Source organism: Vibrio sp. 10N.222.49.A3 (genome assembly GCF_041475145.1).
Classification (GTDB): domain Bacteria; phylum Pseudomonadota; class Gammaproteobacteria; order Enterobacterales; family Vibrionaceae; genus Vibrio; species Vibrio tasmaniensis_A.
The window spans coordinates 67,186-84,179 of sequence record NZ_JBFRVM010000018.1; the positions used below are offsets into that span (position 1 = coordinate 67,186).

15 protein-coding genes and 1 pseudogene are annotated in these 16,994 nt (G+C 43.5%); 11 read left to right on the forward strand and 5 right to left on the reverse strand.

The genetic code is table 11. The annotated features are described in order from the left end of the window. Positions 1 to 201 precede the first annotated feature (201 nt). Positions 202 to 1,287 (reverse strand): hypothetical protein, encoded by a 1,086-nt coding sequence (locus AB4589_RS02300; RefSeq protein WP_372043159.1) that lies wholly within the window; start codon positions 1,285 to 1,287, stop codon positions 202 to 204. Positions 1,288 to 1,405: 118 nt separating this feature from the next. Here AB4589_RS02300 and AB4589_RS02305 point away from each other — a divergent pair, with 118 nt between their 5' ends. Then, positions 1,406 to 1,996 (forward strand): hypothetical protein, encoded by a 591-nt coding sequence (locus AB4589_RS02305; RefSeq protein ID WP_372099197.1) that lies wholly within the window; start codon positions 1,406 to 1,408, stop codon positions 1,994 to 1,996. Positions 1,997 to 2,554: 558 nt separating this feature from the next. Here AB4589_RS02305 and AB4589_RS02310 read toward each other — a convergent pair. Both AB4589_RS02310 and ulaR read right to left on the reverse strand, forming a co-directional pair. Beyond that, positions 2,555 to 2,767 (reverse strand): cold-shock protein, encoded by a 213-nt coding sequence (locus AB4589_RS02310; RefSeq protein ID WP_004735656.1) that lies wholly within the window; start codon positions 2,765 to 2,767, stop codon positions 2,555 to 2,557. A 424-nt stretch (positions 2,768 to 3,191) separates the two neighbouring features. Next, the gene (gene ulaR / locus AB4589_RS02315; protein WP_012603034.1) at positions 3,192 to 3,968 is read right to left on the reverse strand and encodes an HTH-type transcriptional regulator UlaR; all 777 of its coding nucleotides are present in this window, start codon (positions 3,966 to 3,968) and stop codon (positions 3,192 to 3,194) included. A gap of 211 nt (positions 3,969 to 4,179) precedes the next feature. Here ulaR and AB4589_RS02320 point away from each other — a divergent pair, with 211 nt between their 5' ends. From AB4589_RS02320 to AB4589_RS02365, 10 genes are all read left to right on the forward strand, one after another. Continuing rightward, a complete protein-coding gene (locus AB4589_RS02320) occupies positions 4,180 to 5,022 on the forward strand; it encodes a Cof-type HAD-IIB family hydrolase (protein ID WP_372099198.1) in 843 nt (280 codons plus the stop codon). Positions 5,023 to 5,031: 9 nt separating this feature from the next. After that, positions 5,032 to 5,763: a ribulose-phosphate 3-epimerase gene (locus AB4589_RS02325; protein WP_012603032.1), complete on the forward strand. Its 732-nt coding sequence runs from the start codon at positions 5,032 to 5,034 to the stop codon at positions 5,761 to 5,763. A gap of 115 nt (positions 5,764 to 5,878) precedes the next feature. Then, positions 5,879 to 7,039, forward strand: coding sequence for an iron-containing alcohol dehydrogenase (locus tag AB4589_RS02330; protein WP_371701524.1), 1,161 nt, complete (start codon positions 5,879 to 5,881; stop codon positions 7,037 to 7,039). 53 nt (positions 7,040 to 7,092) lie between these two features. Beyond that, on the forward strand, positions 7,093 to 7,836 hold the full coding sequence (locus AB4589_RS02335; RefSeq protein WP_372099199.1) for an HAD family hydrolase: 744 nt from the start codon (positions 7,093 to 7,095) through the stop codon (positions 7,834 to 7,836). Then, positions 7,833 to 8,786: a transaldolase gene (gene tal, locus AB4589_RS02340; protein WP_372099200.1), complete on the forward strand. Its 954-nt coding sequence runs from the start codon at positions 7,833 to 7,835 to the stop codon at positions 8,784 to 8,786. The genes AB4589_RS02335 and tal overlap by 4 nt, the downstream gene beginning before the upstream one ends. Before the next feature lie 10 nt (positions 8,787 to 8,796). Continuing rightward, complete coding sequence (gene tkt, locus AB4589_RS02345) at positions 8,797 to 10,791, forward strand: transketolase (protein WP_372099201.1); 1,995 nt, start codon at positions 8,797 to 8,799, stop codon at positions 10,789 to 10,791. Position 10,792: 1 nt separating this feature from the next. Further along, complete coding sequence (gene rpiA, locus AB4589_RS02350; protein WP_017099276.1) at positions 10,793 to 11,506, forward strand: ribose-5-phosphate isomerase RpiA; 714 nt, start codon at positions 10,793 to 10,795, stop codon at positions 11,504 to 11,506. A gap of 80 nt (positions 11,507 to 11,586) precedes the next feature. Next, a complete protein-coding gene (locus AB4589_RS02355) occupies positions 11,587 to 13,017 on the forward strand; it encodes a Sapep family Mn(2+)-dependent dipeptidase (protein WP_017099275.1) in 1,431 nt (476 codons plus the stop codon). A gap of 9 nt (positions 13,018 to 13,026) precedes the next feature. Continuing rightward, positions 13,027 to 14,610 carry a PTS transporter subunit EIIC gene (locus tag AB4589_RS02360; RefSeq protein ID WP_372099203.1) on the forward strand — a complete coding sequence of 528 codons (1,584 nt, stop codon included), beginning with the start codon at positions 13,027 to 13,029 and terminating at the stop codon, positions 14,608 to 14,610. Positions 14,611 to 14,731: 121 nt separating this feature from the next. Further along, complete coding sequence (locus AB4589_RS02365; protein ID WP_372099205.1) at positions 14,732 to 16,150, forward strand: hypothetical protein; 1,419 nt, start codon at positions 14,732 to 14,734, stop codon at positions 16,148 to 16,150. An 89-nt stretch (positions 16,151 to 16,239) separates the two neighbouring features. Here AB4589_RS02365 and AB4589_RS02370 read toward each other — a convergent pair whose 3' ends face one another. Together AB4589_RS02370 and AB4589_RS02375 are read right to left on the reverse strand one after the other, a co-directional pair. Beyond that, positions 16,240 to 16,665 carry a phosphate-starvation-inducible protein PsiE gene (locus tag AB4589_RS02370; RefSeq protein WP_009848000.1) on the reverse strand — a complete coding sequence of 142 codons (426 nt, stop codon included), beginning with the start codon at positions 16,663 to 16,665 and terminating at the stop codon, positions 16,240 to 16,242. A 142-nt stretch (positions 16,666 to 16,807) separates the two neighbouring features. Then, positions 16,808 to 16,994: pseudogene (locus AB4589_RS02375) on the reverse strand (NCS2 family permease); the annotation flags it as partial.

Sequence of the window (16,994 nt, forward strand, 5' to 3'; positions counted from 1 at the left end):
ACCTACTTAGGGGTAGGTGTAGTAACGTTGGTGAACCCTTTAAAGCGTATATTACTGTATCTGTCAGTTCCCTCGGTCCAAGGTTTCGCTACAAACCTTTGATGATAAGGTACTATCAAAAAGAGTTAACCTGAAAACTACCCGGAAGTTACCAAGAAAACTGAAGCGACTATAAGGAGGATGTGCCTAAAGTGCACCGCCTTAAATCACCCAAGGTTCTTCACTAGAATCAGGCTTAAACACAACAGAATCATCAATCTCTTTTATCTCACCTGAGTATGTTCCACCGATGTTAGACAGTAAGTAACAAGAGGTTTCCGTTCTAATAAAGTAGATATCGAAAGGCCCTTTTGACTCATCCTTTGCGATCTGTTGACGAACGATACTCAAGAAAAAATCAGAGAAAAGACTTATATCCCTAGTCCATCTATTACGAAGAGAGTTATTAATCGACTCCAAGTTCGTCATAGAAATGATCTTTCGACAACGAGACTGGTACTCAGGTATGAGCTTATCTCGAATACTTTGTGAAACAAGCTCATCAAAAAAGTGGTGTAGCCTACCCGCGAGTTTATGTCGATTGATCTCATCAACTAAAAAACTAAGTTCCTTTTTACCTTGCTGAAGTCCGCTTTTCACCTGTTGATTAGGCTCACAACTAACCAGCTTCTCAACTCTAAATTCCTTTAATTCGATTCTACTACCGCCAAATATTTTTGGGTCAATGATACAAATCGAGCTAACTTTTTTGTACAGAGTAGGAGCATTACCACCAGTCACAAATTTCAAAATAAACCCATCATCTACCAACTCATTTTTGTAACGACGTAACCTCTGCACCGTCATTCCTGTGATAAAGGAAAGATAAGAAAAGCTAACGCTTTCAATAACGCCTAAATCATCACTCAAGGAAACCAAGATAGCTTTAAGTAGTCGCTTCGATAATGTCTCCGCTCGTTCATTTGACAAGTTTTTTTTTACGCCAAGGATATCCCTTATGCTGGCTAACTTACCTTCTCCCAGAGATGGGAAGACATCTAAAGAGGACGGGAAAAACGGTGTATAGGATATGCGACCATCGTTAGAATTTACATTATTACACTTTCGACTTGAGCATAAACGGGCCACAGAGCCACGGATGGTTGACTCTTTTATTTGTAGTGCCACTGTTATCTCTGCAATAGATAAAGACTTTCCACGACCTTTACCTATGTAAAGAAGCCAGTGAAAATAAACAACTTTATCTTGAGGTTTCAGCCCTTTCCAAGGTTGAAAAATAACACACATATAAATCAATACCTTATAAATATAATACCTATTATAAAACATGATATCACATTCACTTTGACCGCACTAAAGTTACATGTAAAACTACATGTAGCAACAACAAAACAGAGAAAATATAATGAGTAAAGAAGTCGATAGTTTTAGGGAGTGGGCTAATTTTAAGAACAAGAAAATGGTCCAATGGCTAGCTCAGTATTTTGTCAAAAAAGGGATACCTAAAAAGCTCCCTTCCGTAGAAGATATAAATACCTACTCTCAGGAAGACGGTATTTTGGAACAAGCTGAACATTACTTTTTCAGGATTGAAGATCAGGCTTTAAGGCAAGAGAAACTGTCGATGATGAAGAAGTCTTGGGCGCAATACAGTCGCAGAACAAAAGGAGATAATAGTGTACATACTGTCTATGTTGATGACAGTACCCATAAAGTCCTTAAGACTATTAAAAAGAAAGAGCGATTAAATAATCTAGGTCAATCTGTAGAATCAATTATCGATGGAACGGCATTTAAAAGAGAGATTCGAAGGCTAGAAAATGCCAATGACTTATTACATCAACAGCTCAAAGACCTCCCTATATTGCAGGAGAGCAACCGACAGCAAGAGATTCAGTTACGAGAAATGCGTGATAAAACGGAGTCGCTAGAGCAAAGAAATCTAATGCTAACAAAAGCGCTCGAACAACTGGCTAGCTCATTGAAGTCTGAATAGTTACAGGTAACCAAACCCGTAACCATTTTATGTATTCGTCAAGCGTTAACTCGTAGGAAACCTTGCTCTTGAGAATATAGTCTACGGTCGATTTACCTTATATACTGTAGATACTATTAATGGTGGTTAAATCGGTGGTTAAAAATAAAATAAATCAAAAAATAAAACTCAAACCATTGATATAATTGAACTTTAAATTTAAATCAACATTCAGATCCAGAACATTGAATAACAGTTCGTCAGTAACACACTGTGGATAGCCACTAGCTGAATCAGTGTTGATTAGATCAAGATAAGCTCCTAGTTTTAGGGGCTTTTTTTATGGATACAATAATGACAATCAGGATGACTAAGTGAGCAAATTATTACGCCGGAGATGTACTTAGTACAAAAAATAGATACAGCGATAGATAGAACGGAACAGATGTACAAAAGGATTTTTAATATTTAGAGGAGGTGTTGCAAGTGGAGAAGAATGTTACGGTAAAACTGAGGGAAAACTGGTTTGAAAGAGAAAGTGACGCAAGTTGCTATTGCAACCTGCGCCGACTTAAAATCTTATAGAGCTACAACGTTTGCAGCTTGAAGACCTTTTTGGCCTTGCTCTACTTCGAAAGACACTTGTTGGCCTTCTTTAAGAGTCTTGAAACCTTCAGAAGCGATTGCACGGAAGTGTACGAATACGTCAGCGCCGCCGTTGTCTTGAGTTAGGAAACCGAAGCCTTTCTCTTCGTTAAACCATTTTACTACGCCGTTTGTTTTGTTAGACATGATGTGTCCCTTATATAAAAATAAAAAATTAATCGCCAAAAGTGCGATGCGCTGAAAGCTTGAATTATTTAATGTATCTATGAAGCCAAGGGAAACACTGAGAATAACAATGAAGCAATACTAAGGGTTTTACTTTACAACTGGATGTTTCATTTAATAACCCTGAAAACAGAGCAAGCACATTCTTGGTGATCCTGACCAGGTTGTAAAGCGTTATTTGAATAAAATGACTATTTTTTGTTCAATTAACTTCTATTCAGCCCCACAACATCACTGAACTTCATTTACAAAGCTATGATCTGAAGAAATTTACTCTTCCGCGGTTTGGTTCGGACAACACACACACGGCCAGTAATAATGTTCTACTAGAATCAAGAGTACGACAAAAGCAAAAACAAACGCCGCAACAGCACTCTCCACGTAACTAAACTACCTGTATCTTCACACCAAGTTCTCGTAAAGCATCAAGCACCTTAGGGTCAGCGCCGTCATCTGTAATCAATGTGTCAATCTGAGAAGCGGTAGCGAGTAACTTCCCACCATGCTTACCTACTTTGCTGCTATCTATCAGAGCCACAATACGATCACCATACTCCAGCAGCTTTTTCTCTGCCATATAGACCAATAGATCAGAGGTATGCACACCCGCTGTCGTAACACCCGTACCCGTAAAGAAGACAAAACGACTTTTATGGTCATCTGCTGCTTCTTCATCTGGAGAAATAGTGATCTGACGTTCGGGTAGATATTGGCCACCAAGTATGATGATACTTTGATGATCTTGACTAATCAGCTGATAAGCCAATGGCATAAAATTCGTCACAACTTGCACATCACGATGCGCTAAATGCTCTCCCATCAAAAAAGTCGTATTGCTACCACTCACAATAATACTGTCGTGTTCTTCACACATATCTGCCGCAGCTTTAGCAATTCTCTTTTTCGCTACATAGCTTTCTATATCTGTTTCGCAGGGGATAAAGCTGCTTGGTGCATGAGTTGCGGCTAGGGACGAGTCAAAATTGATTACCTCTGCCCCATTACGGATTTTTTTCAGCCTCCCTTCTTCCGCCAACTTTGTAATGTCCCGACGAGCTGTAGATAAAGAGATATCTAACATCTTCACATAGTCATTTGTCGTTATAAACGTATGACTCGTTAGATGATCTAACAAGCTTCTATGACGCTGAGCTTCATTCATTGTTCATACCATTAAGTTCTTTTGAATTATTTTGACGCATTATGAACTTTTGAGCAATTAGATTCTCAAAATGAACTCTTTTGAATTAATTTGACTCAAAATATGTGATCAAAACCATTATTTTGTTCATGATAAATCAAAAATGACTTTACGTGACCGTATTTGACCACTTATAGTCAATTTGCGTCATGAGAAGTCACTGGAGAGTAAAATGAAATACCAAGCAGTAATGATTGATTTAGATGGAACACTGTTAAGTGATGCTGAGCAGATCTGCGTGACTAACAAACAAGCGATTTGTCTTGCAGTTAATAATGGATATCAGGTGAGCTTGGCGAGTGGTAGACCGCACCAGCTGATGATGCCATATGTTGACCAGCTTCAATTATCGCTACCAATCATCTGCTGCAATGGTGCCTATATTTATGACCCTAAAACACAACGTGTTCAACATCAGCACACAATTAGTCATGAATCACTAACGGGTCTGTTGAGCTTACTGAATGATGGACATTTCGCCTTCACCATCTATTCAAGTAAGGGCATCTTTGCTCAAAAAGAATCAACTCATACAAAGGGTTTAGAAAAAAAGGCTGAGGTTATTAATGCCGCAATGGAGCTGCAGATTATCCCAACGCTGACCGAACTCATCGCTCGCAGTGGCGGTGTATACAAAGTATTAGTGTCTAGCCAAGACAAAGAATCTCTAAACCAGTTACGAGATTCCTTAAAAACGCACTTCCAAGCTGACTTATCAACACCGAATAAATTGGACATTACGTCTAAAGCAGCCACCAAAGGCCACGCTCTTCAGCAGTGGCTAAATGACCAAAGAATTTCATCTCATAACACCATTGCTTTTGGGGATGGGGACAACGATGCCTCTATGTTCCGACTTGTCGGAGAACCTGTCGCAATGGCTAATGCCAGCCCTGCTTTAAAAGGCATGGCTAATCTAATTGTTACCAATAACAACGGCTGTGGAATTGGCCAGTACCTTCGCTTGATAGTGCAAGAAGGCCAACACACATGCCAAAACACTTTTAGTTACTAAGGATAAATCATGAAAAAAGTAAAAATTGCCGCAGGATTAGCACACGTAGATTACGGCCACATTGCAGACGTAGTGAAAGAAGTATCTGATGCTGGTGCCGATTACATCCACTGTGATGCAGCAGATATGCATGACCTGAAAAACCTGCAATTGATGGGGGGGCATCAAATTGTTGAAGGCATTCGTCCTTACACTGAAAAGCCAATTGAAGTTCACGCTTACTTCAAAGATTGCGACAAATTATTTATCGATAAAATCGCAGCTGCTGGTGCAGACATGCTGATTCTACCAGCTGAGCATTTTATCGGTGCTCCTCTGTGTTACATCATTAAGTACTGTCAAAACCACGGTATGAAATTTGGTTTAACCGTTGGTGCATTAACGCCAGTGTCATTTGTTAAAGAATCTATCTACTACCTAGACCGTTTACACATTGTTATTCACGGCATTACTGATGGCGATGATGAATGGTTATGGCGCAAATCTGCGATTGCAATGATCCGCGAAGCACGTGAACTCATCAACGAACGCAACCCTAACTGTGAGCTATGTGTAGATGGCGGTATCCGTAACCACAACATCGAAGAACTGCTTAATGAAGATATTGATGTGATGGTTGCATCGACAAATATCTTTGGCCACAAAGACGGCATCACAGCAGGCGTTCGTGACTTCCGCGCAGCAATCGACCAACTGGAAGATAAAGCAGCGGCAGACACAAAAGAAGTCGAAACCGTTTAAGTAATTGCCTAGCGCAGTTTCTATCGAATCGATGCGCCACAGCAATCTAGAAATAACGGTGCTAAACCTACCCCCCTCTATGCTCGGGTTTGGCACCACTACCAAGGATTAAACCATGACACAGTTTCAACACTATCAACCGACCAAGCTAACCTTTGGTGCGGGTGAGATTCAGAAAATAGGTCAGCTTATCGCTCAATATGGCACACGTTGCCTAGTAGTATCCGAACCTATTTTTGATGCAGTAAAGCCAGCCTATGACCGCATTTTTACTTTGCTTTCAGAGCAAGGAATTGAAGTGACTCATTTTGATGGTGTCGTACCGAATCCGCCTACAACCGTCGTTGAACTTGGCCGCCAAGTGGCCATCGGAAATAACTGTGATGTGGTTTTGGCCATTGGTGGTGGTTCATCGATTGATACAGCAAAAATCATTTCGGCAACGATCAATACAGAGTCTCTAGATTGGGCTCATTGGTTTGCCACTTATGATTCACCGTTTGGGGACGTCAACCCACTACCCGCGAAAGTCGTACCTTTGATCGCTGTACCTACAACATCGGGAACTGGCTCTCAAGTGACGCAAGCGGCAGTGATTACCGACCTCGAGCAACATGCAAAGCTAACACTGTTTCACCCTGAATTTTTCCCTTGTGAAGCGTTAATCGATCCAGAGCTCATGCTGACACTGCCTCCACGTATGACAGCTATGACAGGATTTGATGCTTTTTCACATGCGTTTGAATCATTTACGGGTACTCGACCATCTCCATTTGTTGATGGTATGGCGTTAGAAGCAATGAAGCTTGTCATTGATCACCTACCGAGTGTTGTCGACAACGGCGCAGATTTACATGGCCGCTGCCAACTCGCGAAAGCAGACACACTTGGCGGGATCTCGCTAGCTAATGGCGGTGCGGGGGCACCACACCCTTTAGGCGAAATCTTAGGTAGTAGCAAAACAAACCTACCACATGGGTTAACACTCGCAGTGGTTTATCCAGCTTATGTACAACTTCAATGGCGCAAGCAACCAGAGAGATTTGCTCAAGTGGCTGAGTTATTTGGTGCTGTGGGAAGTACCGAAGAAAAAGCTCAATCATTAGCGGCTGCTCTTGTGAAATTCCTTGAACGTATCGGTCTTGAATCGAACTTAACTCAAGTCGGTGTCACCAAAGAAGATGTTCAAAAATTGGAGCCGGCTTTTTGCTTTGATCTACCACTAACCAGTGGTGAAGAAATGAAAAAAGTATTGCAGGCCAGTTTGGTTGAATAAGCGACAGTCACAAATTCACGTTTGTCATAATTAAAGAAAATGGAGATTGAAACATGGAATGCAAGAACAACACTTTAGGTCATACAGCTTTGAAATTGGAAAGAGAGGAATTCATTGCCAGTAACCTAAAAGCGTTGGTCTTTGACTTCGATGGCCTTCTCGTCGATACCGAAACCTGTATGTTCAAAGCCTGGGAAGCTTTGTTAAAACCATACGGCGTTGAAGTTTCGCCACTCCAGGTTGCTGGCCTAGTTGGGAGCTCAGCGCCAGCAACCTACCTTTATCAACTATTCAACAAAGCGTCGAATCAAAAGCTCTCCGATTCACAAATTCGCGATCGAGTGATCGCTCATGCCTACCAATTAATTGCTTCAATAACAGAACGAGAAGGTGTCCGTCAGTATCTAGACCTTGCTAAATCACACTCATTGAGCATTGCACTGGCCACCAGCTCAGAGGCTGATCATTACATGCCAATTCTGAATCGTTTGAACCTTACACACTATTTCGACTGCTTTATCGGAGCAGAAGACATTGCCTCAGATAGACGGAAACCACATCCCGATGTGTATTTAGCGGCATTAGAACAACTCGGTGTATCTGCCCATCAAGCCATCGCTTTCGAAGATTCCCCTCCTGGAATTATGGCGGCTCGATCGGCAGGAATACCAACAGTTGCAGTAACCAATTTGCTCACTCGTCACCTCGATGTCTCGCTAGCCAACGTGGTGCTGAGTTCGATGAATGATCAAACGCTACTGCAATTGATAAACCAACTTACCGAGAATGAACGATGAATAAATTAGAACAACTGAAAAAGCACACCACTGTCGTTGCCGACACAGGTGATATTGATGCTATTGCTGCATTTCAACCTGAAGACGCCACAACTAACCCATCTCTAGTACTAAAAGCCGCAGAAATGCCGCAATACGATCACTTAATCGCCGATGCGATCACTTGGGCAAAAGCACAAAGCAACGACAAATCACAGCAGTTGATCGACGCTGGAGACAAACTGGCGGTCAACATTGGATTAGAAATTCTAAAAACGGTACCGGGGCGCATCTCAACAGAAGTCGACGCTCGTATGTCATTCGACAGAGTCGCAAGCTTGGCAAAAGCTCGTAAGCTTATCGGCATGTATAACGAAGCTGGCATCAGTAACGACCGAATCCTAATTAAGTTAGCGTCAACTTGGGAAGGCATTCGAGCAGCTCAAGAGCTAGAGAAAGAAGGCATCAACTGCAACCTAACGCTGCTGTTCAACTTTGCACAAGCCAAAGCCTGTGCAGAAGCCGGTGTTTTCTTAATCTCACCTTTTGTCGGTCGTATCCTAGATTGGTACAAAACCAATACCGATAAAAAAGCGTACCTTCCTCATGAAGATCCTGGTGTCGTTTCAGTCTCTGAAATTTACAACTACTACAAAGATCATGGCTACAACACGGTTGTGATGGGCGCGAGCTTCCGCAATGCCGATGAAGTCCTAGCATTAGCGGGCTGTGACCGTTTGACCATAGGCCCTGCAATTTTAGACCAACTTGCAGCACAAGAAGGCTCTGTTGAGCGCCTACTCTTTGCCGACCGTGACACCATCAAAGAGACACCAACAGCTATGACTGAAGCACAGTTCCGCTGGGAGATGAACCAAGACCCGATGGCAACAGAAAAGCTAGCCGAAGGCATCCGTAACTTTGCAGTCGATCAAGGCAAGTTAGAAACCATGATCGAAGCACGACTGTAGGAGAAGCATAATGATTACACGAACTAAATTAGCCGACGCTATTCGCGTTCTAAGCATGGACGCTGTACAAAAAGCAGGCTCGGGCCACCCCGGAGCACCGATGGGCATGGCCGATATCGCTGAAGTTCTATGGCGTGATTTTCTAAAACACAATCCGAGCAACCCTAACTGGGCCGACCGCGACCGTTTTATCTTGTCGAATGGCCATGGCTCAATGCTTATCTATAGCTTGTTACACCTATCTGGTTACGAGCTATCAATGGATGACATCAAATCTTTCCGTCAATTACACAGTAAAACCGCAGGTCACCCTGAATACGGTTACGCTCCAGGTATTGAAACCACTACCGGCCCATTAGGACAAGGCATCACCAACGGTGTCGGCATGGCTTTGGCTGAAAAGGTGCTGGCTGAACAGTTCAACCGTGAAGGCCACGATATTGTTGATCACCACACCTACGTGTTCATGGGCGACGGCTGCATGATGGAAGGTATTTCTCATGAAGCATGTTCACTTGCCGGTACGCTTGGACTAGGGAAGCTGGTCGCTTTTTGGGATGACAATGGCATTTCGATTGATGGCGAAGTCGACGGCTGGTTCTCTGATGACACACCAAAACGTTTTGAAGCCTACGGTTGGCATGTTATTGCTGATGTTGATGGTCATAACGCTGATGATATTCACAAAGCGATTACTGAAGCTAAAGCCGTAACAGATAAACCAACCTTAATTTGCTGCAAAACCGTGATTGGTTTTGGCTCACCAAACAAGTCAGCCAGTCATGACTGTCATGGTGCTCCGTTAGGTGCTGATGAAGTCGCATTGGTTCGACTCAACCTCGGCTGGGACCATCCTGAATTTGAAATTCCTCAAGATGTATACCAAGCATGGGATGGGAAAGATAAAGGACAAAGCAATGAAGATGACTGGCAAACACGTTTCAATGCTTATCAAGAGACGCACCCAGAATTAGCCGCTGAGTTTTTGCGTCGTAGCCAGAACCTATTACCTGAAAATTGGGATCAGCACACTCAAGACCTAATCCAGACTTTGCAAGCGAATCCACAAACCATCGCGACTCGCAAAGCATCACAAAATACTATTGAAGCATTCGGACCATTACTGCCAGAGTTTTTGGGAGGTTCTGCCGATTTAACCCCTTCAAACTTAACTAACTGGTCAGGCTCAAAAGCAATTACCGCTCAAGATGCGTCAGGAAACTACTTGAGTTACGGCGTTCGTGAATTTGCGATGTCTGCAATGATGAATGGCGTGGCGTTGCATGGAGGCTTTATCCCATACGGCGGTACGTTCTTGATGTTCATGGAGTACGCTCGTAACGCGCTTCGTATGGCAGCACTAATGAAGCAACGCAGTATCTTCGTTTATACCCATGACTCTATCGGTTTGGGGGAAGATGGTCCGACACACCAACCGGTTGAACAAATCGCATCGCTTCGACTTACCCCAAACATGAGCACTTGGCGTCCTTGCGACCAAGTAGAAACCGCGGTGGCTTGGAAGTCTGCTATCGAACGTTTTGATGGTCCAACGTCATTGATTTTCTCTCGCCAGAATCTTGTTCAATTCGAGCGTGATCAAGACACGCTTTCCAATGTAGCGAAAGGTGGATACATCCTTTCTGACTGTGAAGGCGAACCACAACTTATTTTGATTGCAACCGGCTCTGAAGTGGCACTTGCCATGGAAGCAAAAGCACAACTCAGCCATATTCGCTGCCGCGTAGTTTCAATGCCGGCCACCGATATTTTTGACGCACAAAGCGCGGAATACAAGGAACAGGTTTTACCAAGCCATGTGACAGCACGAGTTGCCATAGAGGCTGGTATCCGTGACTACTGGTTCAAGTATGTCGGGCTACACGGCGACATTGTGGGAATGACAAGCTTTGGTGAATCAGCACCAGCAGAACAACTCTTCGAAATGTTTGGATTTACGGTTGAAAACATCGTTGAAAAATCCCTAGCGGTTCTGGAGAAGTAATATGAGCATGGCACAACGCTTTATTGAAAACCAAAGCCAAGACTGCCTGCGAACTAAGGCTGCAAAAGTAGCCTTAGAGCAAGTCCTAAAAACGCTAACACCTTCTAGCGTGATTGGTATCGGCACAGGTGCAACAGTTGAAGTATTCATTCAACTATTGAAAGAAAGTGGCGCTGAGTTTGCTCACTGCGTATCCAGTTCGGTTCGCTCAAGTCGAGCTTTATCCTCTGCAGGGCTGAATGAGATATCCATATCTGAATGTGGCCGTGTTGATTTCTACATTGATGGCATTGATGAAGGTCTTACAACCGGCATGACCGTGAAAGGTGGTGGTGCAGCACTGGCTCGTGAAAAAGTACTCGCGACGCTTGCGCTAAGCTTCATCACCATCGCAGATAGCGGTCGATTGGTCACTCAACTCGGAAAGTTTCCACTCCCTGTAGAGGTTTTACCTGCCGCACAAACCGCTGTGTTTAATGCCTTACAAAGCCTTGGTGGACACCCGACGTTGCGCCAAGACTGCACCACTGATAACGGCAATATCATTCTCGATGTTGCTCATTTGGACATCGCTGAACCAAAACGATTAGAACTCCAAATTAACGCTATTCCTGGCGTCGTCGAGAACGGTATTTTCGCGCAAAGATCGGCTGATTTCATGGCTTTTTCGAATGCAGAAGGTACGTATTTATTATCAAAGCAACACGTTCAATAGCTGGGATTTATAATCAAAATGAGACCTCGCTTGCAAGTCTATTTACAAGCATGTCAGTAAGGATAATTTAGGAATAAAACATGACGGAAAGCAATTTTTCAGCTCAAACACTGCGCTATTTTGATTCAAATATTGAAACGTTTACGCGTGATCTATCTGAGCTAATTGCTATTCCGTCTGTACGAGATATCAGCAGCTGTTCACCCAATGCTCCTTTTGGTTTACCGATTAGAAACGCATTCGACTTTCTCATTAACTGGGCGAAACGAGAAGGGTTTGAAGTCCGTGATCATGATGGTTATGCCTTGGACATCAGCTTTGGCGAAGGCTTACAAGAAATCGGCATATTGCATCATGTAGATGTGGTAGAAGCAGGTAATTTGGACTCATGGTTAACCCCTGCATTTGAGATGCACCAACAAGGTGATGACTTATTGGGGCGAGGCGTTACCGACAACAAAGGCCCGTTAATGGCCAGTCTGTATATTCTCAAGATGTTTAAAGCGCTTGATGTAACACTCGACAAAAAAATAAGAGTGATCATCGGCGGCGCAGAAGAGACAACTTGGGAATGTGTAGAGCATTATTTTAATCATAACCCTCAACCGGATTATGGTTTCTCTCCAGATGGCGACTTCCCAATCGTTAATGGAGAAAAAGGCATCCTATATGCGTCATTGCAACGAGAATTCCCAACTCACAATGGCCTAGGAACTTGTCAGATCGTAAGCATTGAAAGTGAGCGTGACAGAACATCCACCTGCTATCAATTATCGATTTATCTGACAGGAGAAAAAGCGGCTGAAGTAGCAGCAACATTTGAAACTTCAGCAACGGTCACTCTTGCCAATGTGGCACAAAGTGACAACCACCAACAAAAGGAGTTGTACTGCGTTGAGTTGTCAACGCCGTGGGAGAAATCTCGCAACCCGCATAAGGTCGATAACTGTATGGATCAGTTTGTTCGTCACATGCGACATGTTGAAGGGTTAGACACTAACTCTCGAAATTTAATTGATTTACTAGACGCGTGTTTTAGTGATTCCAATGATGCTTCGAAATTAGGGCTAGCACACCAAGATAAGGAAATGGGGTCGACTACATGCTGTGTCTCCTCCATCAATTTGAATCAACATGGCTACAACTTGGATTTTGATTTTCGGTTTCCTAAAGGACTGACTATCGATCAAGCTCGTACCCAACTCCAGTATGTATCCCAACAATACGGAGTGAGATTGATTGAACACCAGTACTTACCTCTATCTTACCTCTCACCCGAAAGTGAACTTATCCAAGCAATGGGAAAAGCTTATTCCGAAGTTACCAAAATGGACGCTCAGTGCTTTAGTAAAGGTGCGGCTTCTTACGCGCGCGCGCTAAACAATGGTGTGGCATTCGGACCTACTTTTCCTGGTGATGTGACTCGTGTCCATGAGCCCAATGAAAGGCTCAGCCTCGAGTCATTAAAAAGAGCAATAACAATATACGTGAAAGTTCTCATATCACTTTAGGAGTAAATTATGAGAGATAAGGTTCAAGCACTTGCTGGAGGTATGATGGTATCCATCATCGTACTGGTTATCGCAGGTATATTTATTGGTGTGGGCGCTGGTGTTGTAAACCAAATGTCTGCTACCGACTCTGTTATTTGGGCATTCTTTAAGCTGATGTTAGATCTTGGCTTGATGGTCATGCGCAATCTACCGCCTTTCTTTGCGATTGGTCTAGCGTTCGCGCTGGCGAAATCTGAAAAAGGTTGGGCAGCCTTCACTGGCTTTACCATGTTCATGTGTTTCAATGTCGCTATCGGATCGATCGCTGCATTTCACGGATGGACTCAAGAAACTACAAGCGTTGCGTCATTAATGAATGATGCTGGCTACGACAAAGTAGCAGCGCAAAACTTCAACTCTTTATGGGGTGAGTCTTTAGGTATCTTCGCTTACAACATGGGGATCTTTAGCGGTATTCTTGTTGGTTGCATTACGGCTTGGATCCACAACCGTTACTACAAATTCGAAATGCCTGCACTCTTGAGCTTCTTCTCTGGCCCTCGTGCCGTAGTGATTTTCGCTTACTTCGCTATCATGCCTATCGCGCTGTTTGTTTACTACGCTTGGCCGCCGATCGCTGGGGCACTGCAGTCCATCACTACCTTGATTACTAGCTCAGGTATTTTTGGCTCTTTCCTATTTGGCGTATTTGACAAAGGCTTATTGCCATTTGGCTTACATCACCTTATCGCCTTCCCTATTGAATACACTCGTGTTGGTGGCGTAATGGAGATTGATGGTGTTGTTTACGAAGGTGTTCGTAACATCATGAATGGCCAAATTAGTTCACCAGAGGCAACGAGCTACATTACACATAACTTTACCAGCGGTCGTATTCCAATCCAAATTGGTGGCCTAACGGGTGCTGCTTATGCAATGTACGTAACAGCAAAAACAGCCAATCGTAAGAAGGTAGCCGCTATCATGGTGCCTGCAGTATTTACGGCTGCTGTTATCGGTATTACCGAGCCACTGGAATACACCTTCCTATTCGTCCAACCATTCCTATTCTTTGCAGTGCATGTTCCGCTAAATGGTCTTGCTTATGTGATCACCGAAATGATGGGTGTTTCAATTCACGGTAATCAGCTGCTATTTATGGTGCCTAACCTACTACAACCTGAAAAGGTTCATGCTTGGGCTCTATTGTGGATTATCCCACTATACTTCGCGATTTACTTCTACACATTCAAGTTCTTCATCCTGAAGTTTGATTCAAAAACTCCAGGTCGCGAAGACGAAGATGGCGATATCGCACTTTACTCAAAGGAAGACTTTAAAAAGAAAAAAGAGCAAACCTCAAAAGGTCTGCCAGTTGAAATCATTGAAGCGCTTGGCGGTGCAGACAACATCGAGAACGTAACAAACTGTGCGACTCGACTGCGTGTTTCGCTGCACGACGAGTCGCTAGCCGCGAGCGATAAAGTATGGAAACAACAGCTCAACGCTATTGGAGTCGTCAGAATGAACAAAGGCATTCAAGTGATATACGGAGCGAACGTTATTACGATTGCGTCTGGTATCAAAGAAGCCCTTGGCATTGATTCTTAACCAAGCACTTCCTCGGTAACCCTACCGTTACGAGTTTATAAAACCTTAGCAATTGCAATCTCTCCTGTGGCTACAAGTCACAGGAAGGGGTTCGTGCACCTGAAATATGGAAATTATAAAAATGAAAACAATAACTAAACATGCAGTTACTTTACTTGCTCTTTGTGTTTCTGGCGTCCTACACGCAAACGAAAATACAACATCAAGCTGGTCTGAGCGCAACCCTATCGCCTTCTGGGGAGATAGAGCCAATGAAGACTGGAGCTATGTCGATGGTCTAGACGAAAGTCAAAAAAGCTTTTCAGAAAAACTCAAACGCTTAGATATTGATGACAGTGGTGACTGGAAAGTCTCATTTAGCGGCAATGTAAAAGCGGCACTCGATAACCGTTGGAATCACATGTACGACGGAGAAAACCGCAAGAAAAATGAACTGCGTACTCGCATGCAATTCTCCACCGATGTGACTTACCAAGACTGGATGCGTGTATTTGGTGAAATTCGAACCAATTACACTAACCTCGATAGTCCGGGTCCAGTTGACGATGCCGGTACTGACTTCCACCAGTTGTTTACCGAATTCAAATTACTCGATGACGGTGAGCAATACCTAAGTACCCGCCTTGGTCGCCAAGAAATATACTTAAATGAATGGCAAATGATGAACCGTGAACCAACGCCAGTTCAATCAAGTTGGAATGCAGCCAGCGCAAAATACAGCGTAGCAGGCATCAATTTTGACGCATACTACGGCGAGGAAGTATTCCCTCTCTACAAAGATGGCAGCTTCGGTGGCAACTGGGATGATAAAACCAATGGCAAAAAATCGACCGGCTTATTCGCTAATTGGAGAACTGACTTCGGGGCAATGCAAGCCTACATAATGAGTAATAAACTCACCAATGAAAGCTTTGTTAATGCACCAGACGGTGACGTCGACATTCAAGTTTTAGGCTTACATGCCCATGACTTTGTGAGTGAAGGGTTTGGTTACATGCTCGACGGTGTTTACCAATTTGGTGATCATGCAGGTAAAGATATCTCAGCCTACATGGCTTATGCCGATTTGAACTACAACTGGAAAGCAGACTGGAACTATCGCTTAGGTCTGAACCTACATTACGCATCAGGTTCAGATAAAGACAGCGACAAAGTGAACACGTTTAACCCTTTGTGGACAGGTGACCCACTGGGTTTCGCGCATGACGGCGCTTACGGTAACGCAATGCAGGTCGGCTCTTACACTGTGATTGAGTATCAGCCGAAACAATCCATCATCGCTGGCTTTATGTCGACATGGCGTGCCAACACAGATGATGCAATCTACACACTCAACCAAGATGTATTATTTGGTGCAGAGTCTGACGAAAAATACGCTTACACCCAGTTCTATCTGCAATTCCATAATTACATCACAGGCAACTTAAAGTCTGAGTTAAATATGTACTACGCATTAGATAGCGACTACACACGTGACGTAGTCGGCAGTAGCAGTGATGACATTTCCCGTGTTGAAATCGCACTGATCTATAACTTCTAACACTGCTTATCAGGTTAGTATGCTACTAAATGAATTCGCCCAGCAGTGCTGGGCGAATTTTTTAGATCATCATATTTCAGTTAATTGAATTACTCATCCGGCTGCTTGGTTCGAAGATCCACATATGGCCAGTAATGGTGCCCTACTCGAATCAAAAGTGTTGCTGCTGCTAAGATAAACGCTGCAACAGACAACCAAACGATGAGTACTGCATCCAACTCTTTCATGCCCAGAGTAATGTAACGAGCAATCGCCATCATCGCGATGTAAATCGGATATCGAACCGGGATCTTACCGTTCATCACAAACTGCTGAACCATCGCCAACACTTCTAAATAGATGAACATCAGTAGAATATCGGTCAATTGCACTCGACGTTCAGCAAAAACATGCATGAACTCTTCGACCATCGCAAACAAGGTCGCGAGCGTGATCGCTACCAGTAATACCGCTTCCATAATGTGAAATACTTTTAAAAACGGCTTACTAAAAGATTTAGGTAAGTGAGAAGGCATAGTCACTCTTAAAAAAATAATTAATCCAGTCTCTACATTAGCATGCGCTCTAGAGAAGCGACGAATACAAAAATGGCCCCACATTCACTGCAGAGCCATCGACTTGTTTTTTTACTTAGCCACTTTCTAGTGGCTAACTAACCTACAACAGAATCAGATAAGTTAAGAACACCACACACAGCCCGTAGATCAATGGGTGCACTTCTTTGCGCTTACCTGCAACAACCATTGTGAATGCGTAGCTGATGAAACCCATCGCCATACCGTTCGCTGGTGAGAAGCTTAGCACTGTGAACATGATGGTGAAGAAAGCGGCGTTTTTCAAGGTA

Excerpts from the sequence above, each read along its gene's own strand:
- AB4589_RS02300 (WP_372043159.1), bottom strand. The coding sequence starts at position 1,287 with ATGTGTGTTATTTTTCAACCTTGGAAAGGGCTGAAACCTCAAGATAAA.
- AB4589_RS02305 (WP_372099197.1), top strand. The coding sequence starts at position 1,406 with ATGAGTAAAGAAGTCGATAGTTTTAGGGAGTGGGCTAATTTTAAGAAC.
- AB4589_RS02310 (WP_004735656.1), bottom strand. The coding sequence starts at position 2,767 with ATGTCTAACAAAACAAACGGCGTAGTAAAATGGTTTAACGAAGAGAAA.
- ulaR (WP_012603034.1), bottom strand. The coding sequence starts at position 3,968 with ATGAATGAAGCTCAGCGTCATAGAAGCTTGTTAGATCATCTAACGAGT.
- AB4589_RS02320 (WP_372099198.1), top strand. The coding sequence starts at position 4,180 with ATGAAATACCAAGCAGTAATGATTGATTTAGATGGAACACTGTTAAGT.
- AB4589_RS02325 (WP_012603032.1), top strand. The coding sequence starts at position 5,032 with ATGAAAAAAGTAAAAATTGCCGCAGGATTAGCACACGTAGATTACGGC.
- AB4589_RS02330 (WP_371701524.1), top strand. The coding sequence starts at position 5,879 with ATGACACAGTTTCAACACTATCAACCGACCAAGCTAACCTTTGGTGCG.
- AB4589_RS02335 (WP_372099199.1), top strand. The coding sequence starts at position 7,093 with ATGGAATGCAAGAACAACACTTTAGGTCATACAGCTTTGAAATTGGAA.
- tal (WP_372099200.1), top strand. The coding sequence starts at position 7,833 with ATGAATAAATTAGAACAACTGAAAAAGCACACCACTGTCGTTGCCGAC.
- tkt (WP_372099201.1), top strand. The coding sequence starts at position 8,797 with ATGATTACACGAACTAAATTAGCCGACGCTATTCGCGTTCTAAGCATG.
- rpiA (WP_017099276.1), top strand. The coding sequence starts at position 10,793 with ATGAGCATGGCACAACGCTTTATTGAAAACCAAAGCCAAGACTGCCTG.
- AB4589_RS02355 (WP_017099275.1), top strand. The coding sequence starts at position 11,587 with ATGACGGAAAGCAATTTTTCAGCTCAAACACTGCGCTATTTTGATTCA.
- AB4589_RS02360 (WP_372099203.1), top strand. The coding sequence starts at position 13,027 with ATGAGAGATAAGGTTCAAGCACTTGCTGGAGGTATGATGGTATCCATC.
- AB4589_RS02365 (WP_372099205.1), top strand. The coding sequence starts at position 14,732 with ATGAAAACAATAACTAAACATGCAGTTACTTTACTTGCTCTTTGTGTT.
- AB4589_RS02370 (WP_009848000.1), bottom strand. The coding sequence starts at position 16,665 with ATGCCTTCTCACTTACCTAAATCTTTTAGTAAGCCGTTTTTAAAAGTA.